The following is an 18,962-nucleotide window of genomic DNA, read 5'->3' as shown; positions in this document are numbered from 1 at the left end:
GCTGGGAGTTAGACTAAACTATATCTGTTGAAAAAAGGCCGGAGGCCGAAGCCCCCAGCCTCTTTGGAAAAATCTTCAGTATCCGCTTACGCCGGATTAGATCTCAAGGTAAGAATCTGCGTAAAGTGTGTTACCCTTGAATACGTCACAGGATTTGATTGTCTCCATAAGACGAAGGTCGTTAGGGTTAACGATAGCAGATGTAAGACCATTCATCATAGCCATAGCTACAAGAGCGGAGTCCATGATCGGACGGATATGTTTTGGCATACCATTGCTGTTGTTGGAAAGACCACCTGTGGAGTTCAGGCCCATCTCGGAGAACATCTTGATTGCCTCAAGAACTTCCATCTGTTTGTCCTGCATTCCTTTAACAACCAAGAACAGCGGGTCGAACCAGAGATCCTCTGTATCCATACCAAGGCCAAGACCTCTCTCAAGCATGTTCTGGCAGTGCATCATACGCTCGTCATTGTCTGCTGCAACCATTCCGGAAGAGCAAAGTGCGATACAGATTGCATCATTAGCTGCTGCAAGGTCGATATTGGAAATTCTGTCACCAGCATCTGCAGAGTTTACGATCGGTTTTCCTTTGCTTCTGTTGTATACAGAAATACCAGCCTCGATTGCTTTCTGGTTTGTTGTATCCAGAGCAAGCGGAACGTTGTCAAACTCGGACTGAAGGAGCTGTACTGCCCATTTCATAAGGTCCTCACCATCATTCTCAGCTGGTCCGATGTTTACATCAAGATATGTAGCGCCTGCATCAAGCTGCTGTTTTGCTCTTTTGATGATCGGCTCAGGATCTCTCTCTGTAAACGCTTTGTTTACTGCCGGTGCTGTTGTTGAAAGTCTCTCCCCAATTGTTACAAATTTTGCCATACTCGTGTTCTCCTTTACATGTTTGTAGGATTTGGCTGTGCAGTCGCCGCTGCACAGCCACTTATAACTATCGGCTTTTTCCGCCGTTTAGCTTCTCGTATGCTTATGCATCAAGATCTTTTAAGAATTTCACAAGCTGTACTGCTTCTCTTGGTCCTACGATGATCTCCCATCCAGGAAGCTTAGCCTCAAGGTCTCCCTTAAGAACTGCTACTTTACCAGGAATAACCAGTCTTCTGCATTTAACCTTCGGCTCAACATTCTCTTTGATGTACTCGGAGATGCTGTTTCCGGAGAATTTACCTGCTGCCCAGGATGTCAGAACGGAAAGTCCGCCGGCATCATTGATTACCAGGTTAAGCGGAACACCGGAACGCTCCAGCTCACCAGATACAACGAAATATGTAAGAGCAAAGTCTACTGTTGTTACAACGAGAGAATTCTCGTCTGCTCCGTTCAGAGGATAGATACCCGGCTCTACCTTCATTGGCTTCTGCGGGTCTGTAAATACGTTCTGACGAAGTCCGAACAGCGGAAGTGCCTCAGCATATGTCAGCTGCTCCATAACAACGATGGAACCATATTTCATAGTGAACATGGAAGCAAGTGCTGCCTGTAAATGTTTGTCACCCTTTGCAATCTTAACAAGGTTAACGATGGAAGGATAACCAAATGTTCTGTCCTGATTCTTAAGAGCTGCACGACGAACCTGTACAGTGTTTGCAAAGGTCTCTTTGATGTCAGCTCCTGTTGTATCAAGTACGAGATTCTTGTTACCAAGTTTCTCAAGTGCTGCTGTAGTATCATATAATTCATCAAGATCCTTACCGGATACTCCAAGAACAACGCCTGCGTCAGTAGCAACCTGGCTCATAGCCTCATAGTTGGAAGCATTGGCTCCGTTAAGAACCGGTTTGCCGTCCTTACATACTTCAAGGGCAGCTTTTGCGATTTCAGGATCTGTACAGCCAAGGATCAGAGTTCTTCCAAGGCCTTTTGCCTTCTCTACAAGTGCTGTGAATTTTGCAGCATCTGCATTCTCACCGCAATTTACATATACAAGCTCTACATGCATTCTCTCGCCGATACGATCATAGTCAACGTGCGGGATCTCTGCAAGTTTTGCCTCTACTTCTTCATCGGACATGTCTGTGCAAAGTGCTACAGCATATCTTGTTTTGCTTACGAATGTCTTCTCATGTCTGAAAAGAACAGTCTCTCCACCAAGTGAAAATTCTCCGTCGCCTGTTCCGATTTTAATTGTTTTCATTGGCGGTGCAGTTGCCTCAGAAAGAGAAGCCAGTGCTTCCTCAGACATATGAGGACACTGCTCAATTTTCAGTGCGCCCTGAGCAACTTTCATGGAGAAAGCCATACATGTAGGGCAGCCACATTCCTTACAGTTTTTCTTTGGTGTTAATTTAAAGATCTGAATACCATTCAGTGCCATAACTTTATAATCCTCCTATTTATTACGCGAGTGCTTTGATCAGTTTGGAAATTGTCTTAACAGATTCCGGATGTCTTAAGATAACTGCATCGGAACCAGCTGCAAGGTCTGCTGCTGCTGTCTCAACTTCCATGTCGATTCCACGCTCATCCTGTGGTCCCCACTCAGGCATATCTTTCTCAGAAGCTGTTGCTTCCTTAACGTTCCATGTCTCTGCGGAAACAGGTGTAATAATAGGCATCTGCAGCATGTTATCATTCTGGCCTAAAGCGGCACCTTTGATACGATCCATAGTGGAAACTACGTACTCATATCCATATCCAGCTGCTGCACTACCGATATTCATAACGATCTTCTTTGCATCTACACCAAGCTGTGTAGTAACAACGTTAAGCTGTTTTGCAAGGTTGATATCAACGGCAGACTCAGCACCTACGATCTGATTGTAAGCAAGACCTGCAGCTGCACCGATTGCTTTGTAGTTCTCTTCCTTCTCGGAAAGGATCAGTGCATTTCTGCCCTGAAGAGCCTCTGCAACCTTCGGAAGGAGCTCTGCATCCTTCTCAACGTTCTTACAGCCCTCTACAACAAGTGGACAGTCCACTGCTGCGGCAACTTCTTTTACAACTTCGATCAGCTCATCAATGGATTTGTTGACACCGTTCGGATCGCCACCCTCAAGGATCAGTGCGACAAAGTCAGCACCTTCCATAGCAGCAGCTTTCTGTGCGATCTCACCCATTGTTGTGGCGCCTTCATAGTAAGCTTTGATACCTTCAGATACACCCTCAAGACCCATATCAGAGATCTCTACACCGATTTTCGGGCTGTTCTCTGACTCTGCGTCAAAAGAGTAAAATGGGAATGTACAATCCCCACCAAATGTCACAGTCTTATCTCCGCTTCCGATTGTGACATCATTAATTTTTGCGTTAAACTTTTGTGGTTTCTGATTAAACGGCATTTTGTTAGCCTCCTTAAAAATAATAATTAAAAACTACAGAGCTCTTTATATTATACTACATCATAGGGTCCATTGACAAGGCTGGATGGCCTTTTTCTGTTAAAAATTCCACAAGGGCCTCCGGATCTGTTGCGATTGACTCATCTCCGACCATATCCGTAAAGTTATCAATACCATAAAGCTCTTTTGCAGTCTTGTTGAGACGTTCCGCAACCGTCTCTTTCAGTTCCTTCGGCATCCACACAATACGTTCGATACCGCCTTCTGCTTTCATGAACTTTTTGGAAGAGATGAAATGTTTACCATGTCCCATGAATCCAGGGGTCTGAACACCGCCACCTGTCATGGATGCCATCTCAGGGAAGGTCATTCCAAGAGGTGTCATACCTGCATACTCACGGTTAGCAATAACAACACCATTGGAAAATGGCTCGATACCGCAGATACACTCGAAGCATCCACAGGAAGTCATCGGATCCTGCATGATGGAGTACAGAGTAACATGTTCCAGAGCTCCCTGTGAGAACTTCTGAACTGCCTCATCTACATCCTCATATGATCCAAGATTTTCATCAATTGGACGTTCCTTAGTGATCACCTGGCACGGACCTGCCGGATCCAGCTGATTGGTTGCTTTTGCATCCAGCCATGAAACAGCACCGCAAAGTCCAAGTCTTTCCGGTGTTACCACGCATACATGAGACGGTGAAAATGCCTGGCAGAGAATACAGCTGTAATATACATCGACGGATTCATCTGTCAAACTGTCCAGTCTCTCATCTCGTTTGTCGAATACCGGGATCGCAACCTCATGACGGATTCTTGTACATTCAGCAGGGTCTGTATAGATTGTAACCTGACACTTGTCAACGACAGCATCAAATTCATTCTTAACCTGGCTGTAAAGCACTTCTCCGATGTGTTTGATCCTGAATCCTGCATTAAATGCCTCAATACCGATACGGATACGCTGCATATCACGCTGTCCTGTGTGATATACACCCTCAATGCAGTTAATATAATTATGGAACTTACGCTCAATAACAGGCTCGAAATCAGGCTGCATCTTCTTTCCAGCAACTTCTACAACATAGGCAATGCTGTTTTTGCTGCCAAATTCCATCTCATCCACTTCCGGTCCCACAACTGTGATCTTATGATCTTCCACTTCGCTCATCTCTCTTGTCTGGACAAGCTCTGCACAGTCTACACGGGAACCATCAAATTCAACCTGCATGTCTTTACGACGGATGATCTCACCTTCAAACGCAGATGCAAAAGCAACCGGAATATCGATCTTTGTAATCTTGATCTTGATATTTCTGGCTTCCAGGGAAACTTTGTTGAAATCTGCCACATTGGCGCAGCCGATAAGAGCTCCCGGAACTTCTTCCACATTTTCGTCTTCATTGGTGATAACCGGAAAACCGAGCTTGATCGCTCCGGCACCAGCCGCAAGGATCACATCATCTACAGGTTTAAATGCATTTACAAATGCCGGTACTCGATCCTTGGTGTAAGTAAGAAGACTGGCTGCATCGCCAGGTGTTACATTACCAAAGATCAGTGCTGCACGAAGTGCAACTGATACCACATGGATCACTGATGTAACTTCTTTTCCAAGAGGTACAATCCTTACATTATAGCCCATTTTAAGGCCAAGTTCCTGTGCCTGATCGATAATACCGCCAACCAGAGTTACCAGAATACCCTGCGCCTGATAGCTCTTGATCAGATCCACACCTTCTTTTGCAGTCGGTGCAGAACCGAGAATCACTGCCACGCCGGGAATATCACCTGTTACAAGCGGTACACCCATCTCTCGGATAATGGAGTCTGCCAAATGTCCGTAGCACGGTTCGCTGTAAGGCTCCGCGCCATCCAGATATTTCAAAGCTTCAATAAACTCAGCACACAATGCAGTTGCAACGCCTGACATCAAAGCATCATCCAGCTGTTGTTCTCTCGTCATCAATGTCTTCACAACACCAAGAGCTTCTTTCATCTCTCCCAGTGTTTTCACTTTTACGCCGGTAACTGCATAGTAGCAGGGCAGACAATAGGCTGTATGCGGAAATCCCACTGCCTTATCTGCTCCGTGCTGTGCAATTGCCCCGTCTACTGCCTGTACTGTCAGGCCATAGACAGCATCATTTCCGTTGAAAATTCTGTCAATCAACATATTGCACATCTCCATTTCCTGTTTTTTATTTTATATGATCTGTCATTGACAGTCATATATAAGATTCTTCTCAATATGCTCCGCAATCATATTGATGTTTCGCGCACTACTCACTCGGTAAGGGAAAGAATGCAAGCATTCTTTCCCTGTAGGTATGTCAATCGGATAAAATCATCCGCATTCACCATTTATTTATAGTCAAACAACTGTTTATCTGTTCTTTGATTACATCATTGGATCAAGTCCGAGAGCCGGATGTCCTTTTTCTGTAAGGAATCCTACCAGTGTCTCCGGATCTTCTGCGATTGTCTCATCACCGATCATGTCTGTGAAATTATCGATTCCATAGAGCTCTTTGGCAGTCTTGTTAAGTCTGTCAGCTACGAACTCTTTCAGTTCTTTCGGCATCCATACGATACGCTCGATACCGCCCTCAGCCTTCATGAACTTCTTGGAGGAAATGAAATGTTTACCATGTCCCATGAATCCAGGGGTCTGAACTCCACCACCTGTCATGGATGCCATCTCAGGGAAGGTCATTCCAAGTGGTGTCATGCCTGCGTACTCACGGTTGGCAATAACAACACCGTTGGAGAATGGCTCGATACCGCAGATACACTCGAAGCATCCGCAGGAAGTCATCGGATCCTGCATGATGGAGTACAGTGTAACGTGCTCCAGAGCACCCTGGGAGAATTTCTGAACTGCCTCATCTACATCCTCATAAGAACCAAGGTTCTCATCGATCGGACGCTCTTTTGTGATGATCTGGCATGGTCCGTTCGGATCAAGCTGATGTGTAGCTTTTGCATCCAGCCATGAAACAGCACCGCAAAGTCCAAGTCTCTCTGGTGTTACTACACATACGTGGCTTGGTGCGAATGCCTGGCAGAGGATACAGCTGTAATATACGTCAACAGACTCATCTGTCAGAGTATCAAGACGCTCATCACGTTTGTCAAAGATCGGGATTGCAACCTCATGACGGATTCTTGTACACTCAGCAGGATCTGTATAAATAACAACTTCACATTTATCAACAACTGCATCGAACTCATTCTTAACAGATGCATAAAGAACCTCACCGATATGTTTGATGCGGAATCCTGCATTAAATGCATCAATGCTGATACGGATACGCTGCATATCACGCTGTCCTGTATGGTATACACCCTCGATACAGTTGATGTAGTTATGGAATTTACGCTCGATAACCGGCTCAAAGTCAGCCTGCATATTCTTACCAGCAACTTTAACAACATATGCGATGCTGTTCTTGCTGCCGAATTCCATCTCATCTACTTCCGGTCCAACGACTGTGATCTTGTGGTCTTCGATCTCAGAAGCATCACAGGTATGTACAAGCTCTGCACAGTCTACACGGGAACCATCGAACTCAACCTGCATGTCTTTACGACGGATGATCTCACCCTCGAATGCAGATGCGAAAGCAACCGGAATATCAATATTTGTGATCTTGATCTTAATATCACGTGCCTCAAGAGAAGTAGCGTTGAATTTGCTTACGTCCTCCTGAACGATAAGGCTCTTCGGTACGCGGAAGATATTCTCTGTCTCATTTGTAACAACCGGGAAACCAAGTGCAATAGCACCTGCACCGCATGCTACGATCACATCATCCAGAGGTTTGAATGCGTTAACGAATGCCGGTACACGATCCATTGTGTATTTCATAAGTGTTCCTGCATCTCCAGGTGTTACATTACCGAAGATCAGAGCTGCACGGATCGCAACGGAAACTACATGAACAACAGATGTAACATCTTTTCCAAGAGGAATAACACGTACGTTAGCGCCTGTCTTCATTCCGGCTTCTGCAACCTGATCGATGATTCCGCCAACAAGCGTTACCAGGATACCCTGTGCCTGATAGCTCTTTACAAGTGCAACACCCTCTTCTGTAGTAGGAGCAGAACCAAGGATAACAGCAACGCCTGGGATATCGCCTGTTACAAGCGGTACACCGAGCTCACGGATAACAGCATCACCAAGATGTCCATAGCATGGCTCTTCGTAAGGAGTTGCTCCGTCGATATATTTCAAAACCTCGATGAACTCTGCGCAAAGTGCTGTAGCAACACCGGACATGAATGCATCGTTCAGTCTTTTCTCTCTTGTCATAAGTGTTTTTACAACGCCAAGAGCTTCTTTTAATTCTTTTAATGTTGTAACTTTTGTTCCTGTTACAGCATAGTAGCAAGGAAGGCTGTAAGCGGTATTCGGGAAGCTGACAGCTTTGTCTTCGCCATACTGAGCGATCGCGCCGTCAATAGCACCCTCTGTTAAACCATATACAGCATCGTTTCCGCCGAATACTCTATCAAATAAAGTCACTGTAATACCTCCTATTTTTACAGAATTGAATTCTGATCAATTTTGTCTTTGATTTTTCTGATTTCAGCTGTTACAGTTTCACTGAAATCGTAGGGAGATTTTCCCTGACGATCAGCATCTATAACTTCTGTATTGTAGTGGATCATTCCAAGCAGATCCTCCGCCGGGATCTTATTCCGGATAAATTCCTCGTCCTCCGGATTTCTTACCTTATTGGCCACGACCTTAACCTGAGAAACTCCCAGATCCTTTGCAAGACGTTTAACATTCTTATATGTCTGTACGCTTCTTGCCCCTGGTTCGATCACTACAATAAATTCATCCATGCTCTCCGTGGTGCCCCGGCCCAGATGTTCCAGGCCGGCTTCCATATCCATGATCACCACATCATCTCTGTGGATCACAAGGTTATTGATCACTCTTTTAAGCATCACATGTTCAGGACAGACGCATCCGCCTCCACCTGTTTCCACAGTTCCAAGGACAAGCAGCTTTACGCCATTACAGGTTTTTCCATAAGTATCCGGAATATCGTCTACCTTTGGATTCAGTTTATAAAACTGATTCTGGCTGTTGGCTCCGGTACGTTCTTCTATAAGCTTACGCATTTTTGAGATCGGAACGATAGAATCCAAGGTTTCCTCATCAAATCCAAGGGCAAGCCCCAGGTTCGCATCCGGATCCACATCCGCTGCAAGGACCTTTTTTCCCTCATCTGCGTATAATCTTGCAAGTGTTGCTGCGAAAGTTGTTTTTCCTACTCCGCCTTTACCGGTTACTGCTATTTTCATTTTACGTCTTCCACCTTTTATAACATTTTAAAGATCGCAACGGATTAGATTCCTAATGCTGTTCTCTTCTCTTCAATTCTCTCGATCATAAGATCAACTAATTTCTCGATGTCTGTCTCTACTGTGTAAGCAGCACCTGTCCATTTTCTTGTTCCCTCTGTAAGAAGTTCGCACATTTCTGAAGAACCGGAAACATATGGATCAACACCAAGGAATGTATCAATACCAGTACCAACTACGTAGTTACCGATGGATACAGCTTTTTCAGACATCCACTCAGGAGCACATCCTACTACCGGAAGCTGATTGATCTGAAGTCCTGCATCTTTTGCAAGTTCAGCAGCCAGGATCATCATACGGGAGATATCTACACAGGATCCCATATGAAGTACCGGCGGGATATCAGCCAGCTCACAGACACGTTTCAGACCTGCACCGCAGAGGTCTCTTGCGGATTTGTCCATCAGACCAGCTTTTGCAGCTGCCTGTGCGGAACATCCGGAAGCGATGATAACGATATCATTTGCGATACACTTCTTCATCAGTTCGATATGTGCATAGTCAGGACGGATCTTAGGATTGTTACATCCAACCATAGCAACAGCACCACGGATAACACCGGAAGTGATGCACTCAAGTAATGGTTTGGTTGTTCCTGTTACGTCAACCTGAGAGTTTGTAACACCATCAAGAACTTTGACGATCGCTTCTACTGAGTAACCAACAGTAGCTTTCTGTTTCAGCTGTGGAATATGTACAAGCTCAGGTTTTCTGTTCTTGAAGTTATCGATAGCCATCTTAACGATTGCTTTTGCATTTTCTCCTGCTGTCTCTGCGTTGAATCTGATAAATTCAGAATCCGGCATCTGAGCGATCGGAGAAGTTGTAACAAATTTAGTATGGAAGCATTTGCTCAGAGGTCCTAATGCAGGGAAGATACACTGAACGTCAACTACGATCGCCTCGCAGGCACCTGTCAGTACTACGTTCTCCTGCTGCAGGAAGTTACCAGCCATCGGAACACCGCGACGCATAGCTACCTCATTAGAAGTACAGCATACACCGGAAACTGTGATTCCTTTTGCTCCTACGGATTTTGCATAATCGATCATTTCTTTGCTGTCTGCATACTCACAGATCATCTCAGAAAGACTCGGATCATGTCCGTGTACAACAATGTTTACGTTCTCTTCAACCATTACTCCAAGGTTAGCCTCTGTATCAAGTGGCTTCGGAGTTCCGAATAATACATCAGAGAACTCTGTTCCCATCATGGAACCACCCCATCCATCAGCCAGTCCACAGCGAATAGACTGTTTTACAAGTGCTTCTGGAAGAGAAGAACATCCCATATGACTCATATGCAAGGAACTTGCAACCTCACGGTCGATAGCACGTGGTGCAATTTCGTTCTCGATCAGTTTTTCTTTCTGTCCTGCAGGCATTCTGTCAAGGAATCTCTGATATCCGAACGGTTTACCATATTCCATAAGACCGATCTCAGCCATCTCATGAGCCAGATCATAGATATCCTTTCCTTCTGTCTCCACGCCCCACTCTTTAGCGATGCGAAGCAGTTTCTCAGGATCTTTTACCTGATAATTTCCGCCCTCTTTTGCACAGTACAGTGTATGACAGATCTCACGGCCATGATCGGAGTGAGTAGCTGCACCACCAGCTGTAAATTTGAGGAAGTTTCTTCCTACGATACCATGAGCATCACATCCACAGATTCCTCTTGGAGCCTTCGGTGTAATACGGCACGGTCCCATTGCACAGATACGGCAGCAGATACCCTGCTCACCGAATTTACAGTGCGGAGTCTGGTTCTTTGCACGGATCTGCCATGCATCTGCTCCTACCTTTGCACCTGTCTCAAGAAGACGGGCTGTAGCGGCTTCAAATTCCTCCACTGTAGTTAATTTGAATTCACTCATTATAGACCTCCTTTAATAGCACATCTATTTTTTATTTTTCTTTTTTATAATAAGCCCATGGACAGGAACCCATCCCCACCCATGGGTTATTTTCAGTTTTAAAAAAAGGTTTTTATAAACCTAATTTGTCAAAAATTTCAAAAGCTGCTTTTCTCATCGGATTGTCCTCTGGAAGAGTAACGGTTGGTTTTCCGTCACAGTCATATTCATAAACTGCCTCATCCTGTGGTACTACACCGATCAGATCGAGTCCCTGTTTCTGGATCTCCTCAAGGATTCCGGGATTCAGTTCTGCTTTTGGTGCGCGATTGATGATAAGACCTACTCTGGAAGGCTTCATTTCACATTCCCGGATCAGTTCCGCGATTCTGCCAACTGCCTGTACGCCTCTTCTGGAACAGTCACTTACGAGGATCGCTGTTTCCATGCTTGGAAGAATTCCTCTGCTGATGTGTTCCATTCCTGCTTCATTATCTACAACAATATACGGATAATTTCTCTGGTATTTGGCAAGCTGAGCCTGAAGCAGTCCATTTACAAAGCAATAGCATCCTTTTCCCTGCGTTCTTCCCATCACAAGAAGATCATAATCATCTTCCTCTGTAAGGGCATCCTCGAAACGTACCTCTGCATAATCTGCCTTGGACATTCCTGTCGGGATCGGACTTTTTTCTGCCAGTTCCGCATGAGCGATCTCCTCACGGACATCTCCCAGTGTGGTATCTACTTCTACGCCAAGAACCTCATTCAGGTTTGAATTGGCATCTGCATCTACAGCCAGTACAGGTCCTTTTTTCTTTTCGCAGAGATACTGGATCAGCATTCCGCATAATGTAGTTTTTCCAACGCCGCCTTTTCCTGCGACTGCAATTACATGTGCCATAAAACGGGCACCTCCTGATTTCATAAATAAAAATCTGATACGCCCGGCGTATAAAGGAGGTGCCCGTAAGGTAAAACAATACAGTTATATTGTTTTTTATTCTGGCACCTCCGCACTGTGCCGGAATTCATATTCAGTTTATTGATAATTAGATAAGTGTACGAAGTCCGGATCTGTCAATGATCTCGGATACATCCTTCCATTTGTTTAATGCATAAAGATGGATACCGTCAACACCAAGAGCGCGATACTCATCGATCTGTCTGATGGTGTATTCGATTCCTTCTTCTTTGAATCGTTTAACCTTGTCCTCATAGAACATGTCAAATGGTTTACCATCAGCATCTTTAGCGTTAAACGGATTCGGGAACAGCCAGTTTCTGGAGATCAGCCTGCAAAGCTCACTGTCCATTACACAGCCGTTACGTGAAAGAGCCATATTAATGGTAGCTGCCTGATCCAGGATCGGCATTACACCAACATCTACAGGCATTGTCACTCCAGCCTCGCGGATAGCGTCCAACCAGTATTTAAACTGTTCCATATCCCAGCAGAGCTGGGTCATGATATAATCAGCACCATTGTCCTGTTTCTGTCTCAAAACAGCAATATCAGCATCCAAGCTTCTGCATGCGATATGGCCTTCCGGTGAACCGGCTACTGCGATCTCGAACTTATCGCCAAATTCATCACGGACAAATTTAACAAGGTCTGTCGCATAATTGAAGTCTCCGCAGGTTGTTGTCTCACCAAGTGGAATATCTCCGCGAAGTGCCAGCATATGGTCTACGCCTTCAGCCAGATACTGTTCCAGTTGCTCTTTGATGCCTTCTTTTGTATTCTTGATCACTGTGAAGTGTGTTACAGGAGTGGTTCCTGCATTCCTGATCATCTGGCATACTTCCCTGTTGGCACCGACATTTCCGCCGCCGGCACCGTATGTACAGGAAATATACTCCGGTCTATACTTCATGAGATGTTCAATGGTTCCCGGCAGGTTTGCCATACCTTTTTCTGTCTTTGGTGGAAAAAGTTCAAAGGAAAGCAGCATTTTTTCTCTCATTGCTTCAGATAATTTCATTGATCGTCCCTCCACGTTTTAATGTTATTATATTTTTATAGGAATGATCTCTGTTATTCCCTCAGTTCACATTTCCATAAAACTGCTGTAATATTAGTCACACTGCAGTTTCACGATACTGTTCGCCAGATCTACCATGAGGATACTGCCCTCTACCACGCGCTCATCTCCCATGATATCACGAAGGATCAATTTATTTCCATCCACATCAATGCGGCTTACATTTTTAAAAATTACTGAATTATCTTCTTCTTTATATACAGTTGCAAGACACATAATCAATTCCTCCAAATAAGCGTTTTTCTGTTCTTCCGCTCTGCTGTCAAAATCATTCTGTCAGTTTATTTCAGTTCTTCCTTAACAAAGGTAAGGGCAAGTCCCAGTCTCATATTACCCTTCTGGAAATCGGATACTGCTTCCTTGATTGTCTTGGCAGCTGCATCCATATTAAGTTTCTTAAGGTTGTCAGCCATCTGGTCAAGTTCTGCAGCATGATGCTCATTATGCTGCAACATGTAGGTAAGAAGTGCTACAGTCTCATTCTTGCAGTCACCGGACTCACAGGAACCGCAGTGGCCATCGCCGTGTGTATGGCAGTGACTGTCTCCTTCTGCATGACTGTGTGTATGGCTGTGAGTCACTCCATCCTCGTGAGTGTGCTCATGTGTATGTTCGTGGCTGTCCGCATGTCCATGCTGAACAAGGTTGCCATTCTCATCTTTGATTAAATGCATAAATACCCCTTTCCTGTATCCGCAGGGCGGACACGCTCATGACAAGAATTTATCAATTAAATTCATTATACATCTTTTCGCCTCTATTATCAAGAAAATTATTATAAAAAATATCCAAAATTATGCGCCATTTTTCCTGATTTTTCAAAAACTTTGACAGTTAATTAACCCGATTGTTTCGATTTTAACGAAGTTAGTTTTTCCAAACCATCTAATATTGCTCATAGCAGCTTTGAAATCCGGATCAAGCTTTATCACTTTTGTAATATATTTGATGTGATTCTTTCATATTTTTGTGCTATAATAGCAAAAACATGGGAAACAGAACAAACAAGGAGGAATTATTTTGAGAGAGACTGTTTTTCTGAATAACGACAGAGAAATGCCCCTCCTGGGGCTTGGTGTATATAAGTTGCCCGACGACGTACAGGCTGAGGCTGCTGTCATTTCTGCAATCTCCGCAGGCTACCGCATGATTGATACTGCATCCGTTTACAAAAACGAAGAAAGTGTGGGACGTGCCATTGCCAGATGTGGAGTTCCCCGAAAAGATCTTTTTATCACCAGCAAGATCTGGAACACCGCTCAGCGCCTGGGTGATGTTCAGGGTGCTTTTTCCCGCAGTCTTGACCGCCTGAAACTCAGTTATGTTGATCTCTGCCTGATCCACTGGCCAGTTCCCGGCTGCTACCTCAGCACCTGGAAAGAACTGGAAAAAATCCTGGAATCCGGACGTGCTTTAAGTATTGGTGTCAGCAATTTTGACATCCGGCATCTGGAAGAGCTCCGTAAAATTTCCGGAATTATTCCGGCTGTAAATCAGATTGAATGTCATCCCCTGTGTTATCCATCCGAGCTGATCGAATACTGTAAGGCTTTTGGCATTCAGGTACAGGCTTATGCCCCTCTGGCAAGAGGTGCCTATTTTGACAATGATGTCATGTGTGTTCTGGGAACCAAATACGCAAGGACTCCTGCACAGATAGGTCTTCGCTGGGCCATCCAGAAAGGAATTTCCGTTATTCCAAAATCCAGCAATCCGGAACGTATCCGAAGCAATGGAAATATTTTTGATTTCAATATCGAAGATGAAGACATGGCGATCATTGATACGCTTAATGAAGATCTTCATACTTCTCATGTTCCGGAAGATCTCCGTGACATTCAGTTTTAGTTTTTTCATAATAACATAAAAAAGATATCTGCCTGATCCTAAAAAAATCTTCTGGCAGATATCTTTTTTATTTTTTTAACTGAATTTCATATGTTTGAAGCGGGCGAATGTTTCTGGCTCATACATTTTCCCAGGGGAGCATCGGTGTTTCCACTTTTTTGTCACGCAACATCAGATCCATTACCGCTTCTGCTGCAGATTTTCCCTCAAAAAGTACACGGTTCACTTCCGTTATGATAGGCATCTCCACTTCATATTTCTCCGCAAGTTCTCTTGCGGCTCTTGCGGAATAAACACCTTCTACAACCATCTGTACCTTATCCATAGCCTGTTCCATTGTACATCCCTGACCGATCAGATATCCGGCTTTTCGATTACGGCTGTGTACGCTCGCACAGGTTACGATCAGATCACCAATTCCGGAAAGTCCGTAAAACGTTTCCATCTGTGCTCCCATTTTCTTTCCAAGCCTTGCAATCTCCGTGATTCCCCTGGTGATCAGAGCTGCTTTTGTATTGTCTCCATATCCCAATCCGTCAGCGGTACCTGCTGCCAGTGCAATCACATTCTTAAGTGCTCCCCCAAGTTCTACTCCCAGAATATCCGGCGTTGTATACACGCGGAATACAGGACTCATAAAAATACTCTGAAGATATTCTGCAGTCACCCTTGTACGTGCGCTGACCACGCAGGTCGTAGGAATTCCTTTTCCAACTTCTTCCGCATGACTTGGACCTGAAAGAACTGCCACATCTCCCTCAGGAATTTCTTCCTCAATTACGTCACTGAGTGTTTTCAGTGTTTTTTCTTCGATACCTTTTGCAACATTGACAATCTTCTGACCCTTCCTGATAAATGGTGCCATTTTATGAGCCGTACTTCGAATGTACGGAGAAGCCACTGCCAGCACTGTTACATCAGCACTTTTAATCGCCCGTTCCAGATCCGTCAGAATTTCAATGTCTTCCGGAATCTGTACACCTGGAAGCCGGTCAGGATTTTCTCTTTTTTCCCGGAGTTTCCGGGCATCCTCCGGTCTTGCTGACCAGAGAAGGACTTCATGGCCGTTATTATGCAACAGGAGTGCCAAGGCCATGCCCCAGCTCCCCGAACCCAGTACGCTGATTTTCGCCATAAATTTTACCTCTTATTTTTTATTCTTGCTGCTTAGGAATACTTTATTCTCAGTTCCATGAAGAAGCCTTCCAATATTGGCTCTGTGCCTGTAAAAAGCCATAGCTGTAAGAACCGCCATCACAATATAGAGTTCCACAGTATGTGGCTGATCCATCCCGTATTTTCCCATATGTCCAAAAACAAGGACCAGGATAAACGCTGCCGCATAGGCACTGAGGGAACAGAGAGATACATAATGTGTTGTAAAAAACAGTGCAAAAAAGACAACTGCACATACAATAAAAATCCGCCAGTCAAAAGCAATGATCATGCCCACAGAGGCTGCAATTCCTTTTCCACCGCGAAATTCCATGGAAATTGGGAAATTATGTCCCAGAATACAGCCCAGAGCAGCATAAAGCGTCAGAAGCGGGAGAATACCGCTCATGGAGTTCCCATAAATCATTCTCACGATCACAATGGCAAGCACACACTTCAGGCAGTCTCCCAGAAGTGTAAGTGCTCCCGCCTTTTTTCCGAAAGTGCGGAATGCGTTGGTCGTTCCCGCATTTCCGCTTCCATGCTCTCTGATATCTGTCTTGTGAAGCTTTCCTATAATATAACCTGTCTGGAAAAGTCCGCATACATAACCAATAACAAGACAAATAATACGTTCCATATTTTTATTCCTTTTCCCCGCGCTCGCGGATGATGAATTTCAGGGAAGTTCCGGAGAATCCAAAGGCATCCCTGATCTTGTTCTCCAGATATCTTACATAGGAGAAATGCATCAGTTCTTTATCGTTGACAAAAATTACAAATGTGGGCGGTTTTACCGCAACCTGTGTCATGTAGAAGATCTTCAGCCTTCTACCACGGTCGGACGGAGGCTGCTGGAGAGCAACTGCCTCAGAAAGGATCTCATTGAGAACACCGGTCTGGATACGGAGTGTCTGATTCTCGATAACTGTATCGATATTCTCAAAGAGCTTCGGAAGTCTCTGGCCTGTTTTTGCAGAAATAAAAATAATCTGTGCATACGGCATAAAGGAAAGGATCTGACGGATCTTCTCAGTATGCTTGTAGATGGTCTTGTCATTTTTCTCAATGGCATCCCATTTGTTTACAGCTACAATGATACCTTTTCCTCTGTCATGGGCGATTCCCGCGATCTTGGCATCCTGCTCGGTAACTCCCTCGGAAGCATCAATCACAACTACGACCACATCTGCACGCTCTACAGCTGTTACTGTACGGATAACGCTGTAGCGCTCGATCTCTTCTTTTACTTTTCCTTTACGGCGAAGTCCTGCAGTATCAATAAATACATAGTCCTTATTGTTCCAGGTAACCTTGGTATCAATGGCATCACGTGTAGTTCCCGCAATGTTAGATACGATCACACGCTCCTCACCAAGAAGTTTGTTGATCAGAGAAGATTTTCCAACGTTCGGCTTTCCTACAATGGCGATCTTCGGGATATCGTCCTGATCTTCCTCCTCGCTCTTATCTGGGAACTCTTTGATTACCTCATCCAGCATATCTCCAAGACCCTGTCTGTTGGCTGCGGAAATTGGGATCGGTTCTCCGATTCCAAGATTATAAAATTCATATACATCCATCATGTACTTCTGATGGCTATCCACTTTGTTGACTACAAGGCGTACCGGCTTGCCGCTGCGGCGGAGCATATCTGCCACCTTGGCGTCAGAATCCACAAGGCCCTGGCGGACATCTGTGATAAAAATAATCACATCTGCCGTGTCAATGGCAATCTGCGCCTGCTCTCTCATTCTGGAAAGAATGATGTCGCTACTGTCCGGCTCAATTCCGCCTGTATCGATCAGGGTAAATGTCCGGTCAAGCCATGTGACATCTGCATAAATTCTGTCACGGGTTACTCCTGGTGTATCCTTTACTATGGAAATATTATCACCTGCCAGAGCGTTAAACAGAGTGGATTTGCCTACATTAGGCCTTCCCACTATCGCTACTACTGGTTTGCTCATAAATTTGTCTCCTTCTTGTTGGTTTATGTTTCGGAGGATTGATCACAGCCTCTACCAGATCACGTCCTCCTGTGTCTACAATTACAATTTCTGTTTTCAGTGCCTCAGAAAGTTCTTTAAGTGTCATATCATCCAAAAAGATCTCCTCATCACCTTTCAGCATACTGCACGGGATCAGAAGTTTTTCTCCCAGATCAAGGCCGGAAAGCTGTTCTTTCAGATCCTGACCAGTAATCAGACCGGACACCGTGATCTTTTCGCCGAAAAAGCGATTCTCGATGGTTGTGACCGGAATCTGCACATTGGGAAATTTTTTCTTGATTTCTTCTATATAGCGGGCAATAAAAGGCGCCGCCAGTTTTCCTGTGGCGATCCTGCCTGTCACCTTACGGTCATCACCGGTAAGTTCCTTAAGTGTTTCTTTTACTTCGGTTTCCAGAAGTCTTAACATTCCCACGCCATTTTCAAGCTGCAGATATCCGTCGTATTCCTCCTCACAGGGAAGCTCCCTGCCTGCCAGAATATACCACTCATCCGAAGCATGGATAAAATGAATCCCGTACTTCTCCACCATGATCTTCTGCCAGCGTTCGATCTGACTCAGAACTTTTTCTGCATCTTCTTTATTAAAAGGTTCCAGAGGATAGAGACCTTTTCTGTATTTGGTAAGTCCCACCGGCACAACAGAAACACTCTGAAGAACCGGAGCATAGGCCGAAAGCTTCTCAAGGCTGTATTCCAGCTCATCCCCGTCATTAACACCTTTACACAGTACGATCTGTCCGTTCATGGTGATCCCTGCGTTATACAGCATATCCACCTTCTCCAGGGCCTTTCCTGCAAAGCGGTTATGCAGCATTTTGCACCGGAGTTCCGGATTCATTGCCTGGAATGAAATATTGATCGGTTCCAGATGATAGCGGATCACTCGCTCAATATCCTTCTCGCTCATATTGGTAAGCGTCACATAATTTCCCTGAAGAAAGGAAAGCCTGGAATCGTCATCCTTAAAATACAGCGTCTCACGCATATCCGGCGGCATCTGATCAATAAAACAGAACATGCACTTATTTGAACAGGAACGATAGTCATCCATCAGTCCCCCGTTCTCAAATTCTATTCCAAGGTCTTCCTCATATTCCTTCTCTACCTCCAGCTCCCACTCTTCGCCATCGGGCTTCTCTACCAGAAGCACCACAAGCTCTTCATTCATGAGATACCGGTAATCGAAGACATCCTCCACAGGCTGACCGTTTACAGACACAAGTCTGTCCCCCGGTTCCAGCCCCAGCTCCTCGGCAATACTGTCGGGCAGCACCCTGGAAATCATATGCTTTCTTAATTTCATCATTATCTCCCTTTTCTATCCCGTATATAATAACAACTTTGCTCTTAAAAATCAAC

At 44.8% G+C, this 18,962-nt stretch carries 16 protein-coding genes; 1 reads left to right on the top strand and 15 read right to left on the bottom strand.

Annotation, left to right across the window (positions count from 1 at the left end):
* Nucleotides 1-96: 96 nt before the first annotated feature.
* The 11 genes from acsE to GPK88_RS15345 all read right to left on the bottom strand — a co-directional run bounded on the left by acsE (nucleotide 97) and on the right by GPK88_RS15345 (nucleotide 13,259).
* Nucleotides 97-882: a carbon monoxide dehydrogenase/acetyl-CoA synthase methytransferase subunit gene (gene acsE, locus GPK88_RS15395; protein WP_173762599.1), complete on the bottom strand. Its 786-nt coding sequence runs from the start codon at nucleotides 880-882 to the stop codon at nucleotides 97-99.
* 103 nt (nucleotides 883-985) lie between these two features.
* Entirely contained in the window at nucleotides 986-2,332 is a 1,347-nt protein-coding gene (gene acsC, locus GPK88_RS15390; protein WP_173762598.1) for an acetyl-CoA decarbonylase/synthase complex subunit gamma, read from the bottom strand.
* A 22-nt stretch (nucleotides 2,333-2,354) separates the two neighbouring features.
* The gene (gene acsD, locus GPK88_RS15385; RefSeq protein ID WP_173762597.1) at nucleotides 2,355-3,296 is read right to left on the bottom strand and encodes an acetyl-CoA decarbonylase/synthase complex subunit delta; all 942 of its coding nucleotides are present in this window, start codon (nucleotides 3,294-3,296) and stop codon (nucleotides 2,355-2,357) included.
* Nucleotides 3,297-3,351: 55 nt separating this feature from the next.
* The gene (gene acsB, locus GPK88_RS15380; protein WP_243279066.1) at nucleotides 3,352-5,478 is read right to left on the bottom strand and encodes an acetyl-CoA decarbonylase/synthase complex subunit alpha/beta; all 2,127 of its coding nucleotides are present in this window, start codon (nucleotides 5,476-5,478) and stop codon (nucleotides 3,352-3,354) included.
* Nucleotides 5,479-5,703: 225 nt separating this feature from the next.
* Nucleotides 5,704-7,833, bottom strand: coding sequence for an acetyl-CoA decarbonylase/synthase complex subunit alpha/beta (gene acsB, locus GPK88_RS15375; protein WP_174096185.1), 2,130 nt, complete (start codon nucleotides 7,831-7,833; stop codon nucleotides 5,704-5,706).
* Between the two features lie 17 nt (nucleotides 7,834-7,850).
* Nucleotides 7,851-8,624 carry an ATP-binding protein gene (locus GPK88_RS15370; RefSeq protein WP_118514473.1) on the bottom strand — a complete coding sequence of 258 codons (774 nt, stop codon included), beginning with the start codon at nucleotides 8,622-8,624 and terminating at the stop codon, nucleotides 7,851-7,853.
* Between the two features lie 44 nt (nucleotides 8,625-8,668).
* Nucleotides 8,669-10,561: an anaerobic carbon-monoxide dehydrogenase catalytic subunit gene (gene cooS, locus GPK88_RS15365; RefSeq protein WP_173763139.1), complete on the bottom strand. Its 1,893-nt coding sequence runs from the start codon at nucleotides 10,559-10,561 to the stop codon at nucleotides 8,669-8,671.
* Nucleotides 10,562-10,673: 112 nt separating this feature from the next.
* Nucleotides 10,674-11,444: an ATP-binding protein gene (locus tag GPK88_RS15360; protein ID WP_173763138.1), complete on the bottom strand. Its 771-nt coding sequence runs from the start codon at nucleotides 11,442-11,444 to the stop codon at nucleotides 10,674-10,676.
* A gap of 148 nt (nucleotides 11,445-11,592) precedes the next feature.
* Nucleotides 11,593-12,525, bottom strand: coding sequence for a methylenetetrahydrofolate reductase (locus GPK88_RS15355; RefSeq protein WP_173772553.1), 933 nt, complete (start codon nucleotides 12,523-12,525; stop codon nucleotides 11,593-11,595).
* A 93-nt stretch (nucleotides 12,526-12,618) separates the two neighbouring features.
* Nucleotides 12,619-12,801, bottom strand: a complete 183-nt coding sequence (locus GPK88_RS15350) for a CooT family nickel-binding protein (protein ID WP_021975843.1) — start codon at nucleotides 12,799-12,801, stop codon at nucleotides 12,619-12,621.
* 65 nt (nucleotides 12,802-12,866) lie between these two features.
* Nucleotides 12,867-13,259, bottom strand: coding sequence for a DUF8180 domain-containing protein (locus GPK88_RS15345; RefSeq protein WP_173772555.1), 393 nt, complete (start codon nucleotides 13,257-13,259; stop codon nucleotides 12,867-12,869).
* A 346-nt stretch (nucleotides 13,260-13,605) separates the two neighbouring features.
* Between GPK88_RS15345 and GPK88_RS15340 the strand changes: the two genes are divergently transcribed.
* Nucleotides 13,606-14,433, top strand: a complete 828-nt coding sequence (locus GPK88_RS15340) for an aldo/keto reductase (RefSeq protein ID WP_173772557.1) — start codon at nucleotides 13,606-13,608, stop codon at nucleotides 14,431-14,433.
* A gap of 118 nt (nucleotides 14,434-14,551) precedes the next feature.
* On the opposite strand, the gene GPK88_RS15335 is transcribed toward GPK88_RS15340, so the two are convergent.
* Genes GPK88_RS15335 through GPK88_RS15320 form a run of 4 tightly spaced genes read right to left on the bottom strand, consistent with a single transcriptional unit; the run spans nucleotide 14,552 to nucleotide 18,906 of the window.
* Nucleotides 14,552-15,568, bottom strand: a complete 1,017-nt coding sequence (locus GPK88_RS15335; RefSeq protein ID WP_173763136.1) for an NAD(P)H-dependent glycerol-3-phosphate dehydrogenase — start codon at nucleotides 15,566-15,568, stop codon at nucleotides 14,552-14,554.
* 12 nt (nucleotides 15,569-15,580) lie between these two features.
* The gene (gene plsY / locus GPK88_RS15330) at nucleotides 15,581-16,228 is read right to left on the bottom strand and encodes a glycerol-3-phosphate 1-O-acyltransferase PlsY (RefSeq protein ID WP_173763135.1); all 648 of its coding nucleotides are present in this window, start codon (nucleotides 16,226-16,228) and stop codon (nucleotides 15,581-15,583) included.
* A 4-nt stretch (nucleotides 16,229-16,232) separates the two neighbouring features.
* The gene (gene der, locus GPK88_RS15325; protein ID WP_021975838.1) at nucleotides 16,233-17,558 is read right to left on the bottom strand and encodes a ribosome biogenesis GTPase Der; all 1,326 of its coding nucleotides are present in this window, start codon (nucleotides 17,556-17,558) and stop codon (nucleotides 16,233-16,235) included.
* A complete protein-coding gene (locus GPK88_RS15320) occupies nucleotides 17,521-18,906 on the bottom strand; it encodes a DUF512 domain-containing protein (protein WP_173763134.1) in 1,386 nt (461 codons plus the stop codon). The genes der and GPK88_RS15320 overlap by 38 nt, the downstream gene beginning before the upstream one ends.
* Nucleotides 18,907-18,962: the final 56 nt, after the last annotated feature.

Origin of the sequence: Blautia sp. MCC269 (genome assembly GCF_018785655.1) — a bacterium.
Lineage (GTDB): Bacteria > Bacillota > Clostridia > Lachnospirales > Lachnospiraceae > Blautia_A.
The sequence above is the reverse complement of the archived record's forward strand: the minus strand, read 5'-3'. Positions and strand labels throughout refer to the sequence as shown.

Bases quoted from the DNA above. Each gene is read 5' to 3' on its own strand.
- acsE (WP_173762599.1), bottom strand. From the start codon at position 882: ATGGCAAAATTTGTAACAATTGGGGAGAGACTTTCAACAACAGCACCG.
- acsC (WP_173762598.1), bottom strand. From the start codon at position 2,332: ATGGCACTGAATGGTATTCAGATCTTTAAATTAACACCAAAGAAAAAC.
- acsD (WP_173762597.1), bottom strand. From the start codon at position 3,296: ATGCCGTTTAATCAGAAACCACAAAAGTTTAACGCAAAAATTAATGAT.
- acsB (WP_243279066.1), bottom strand. From the start codon at position 5,478: ATGTTGATTGACAGAATTTTCAACGGAAATGATGCTGTCTATGGCCTG.
- GPK88_RS15370 (WP_118514473.1), bottom strand. From the start codon at position 8,624: ATGAAAATAGCAGTAACCGGTAAAGGCGGAGTAGGAAAAACAACTTTC.
- cooS (WP_173763139.1), bottom strand. From the start codon at position 10,561: ATGAGTGAATTCAAATTAACTACAGTGGAGGAATTTGAAGCCGCTACA.
- GPK88_RS15360 (WP_173763138.1), bottom strand. From the start codon at position 11,444: ATGGCACATGTAATTGCAGTCGCAGGAAAAGGCGGCGTTGGAAAAACT.
- GPK88_RS15355 (WP_173772553.1), bottom strand. From the start codon at position 12,525: ATGAAATTATCTGAAGCAATGAGAGAAAAAATGCTGCTTTCCTTTGAA.
- GPK88_RS15350 (WP_021975843.1), bottom strand. From the start codon at position 12,801: ATGTGTCTTGCAACTGTATATAAAGAAGAAGATAATTCAGTAATTTTT.
- GPK88_RS15345 (WP_173772555.1), bottom strand. From the start codon at position 13,259: ATGCATTTAATCAAAGATGAGAATGGCAACCTTGTTCAGCATGGACAT.
- GPK88_RS15335 (WP_173763136.1), bottom strand. From the start codon at position 15,568: ATGGCGAAAATCAGCGTACTGGGTTCGGGGAGCTGGGGCATGGCCTTG.
- plsY (WP_173763135.1), bottom strand. From the start codon at position 16,228: ATGGAACGTATTATTTGTCTTGTTATTGGTTATGTATGCGGACTTTTC.
- der (WP_021975838.1), bottom strand. From the start codon at position 17,558: ATGAGCAAACCAGTAGTAGCGATAGTGGGAAGGCCTAATGTAGGCAAA.
- GPK88_RS15320 (WP_173763134.1), bottom strand. From the start codon at position 18,906: ATGAAATTAAGAAAGCATATGATTTCCAGGGTGCTGCCCGACAGTATT.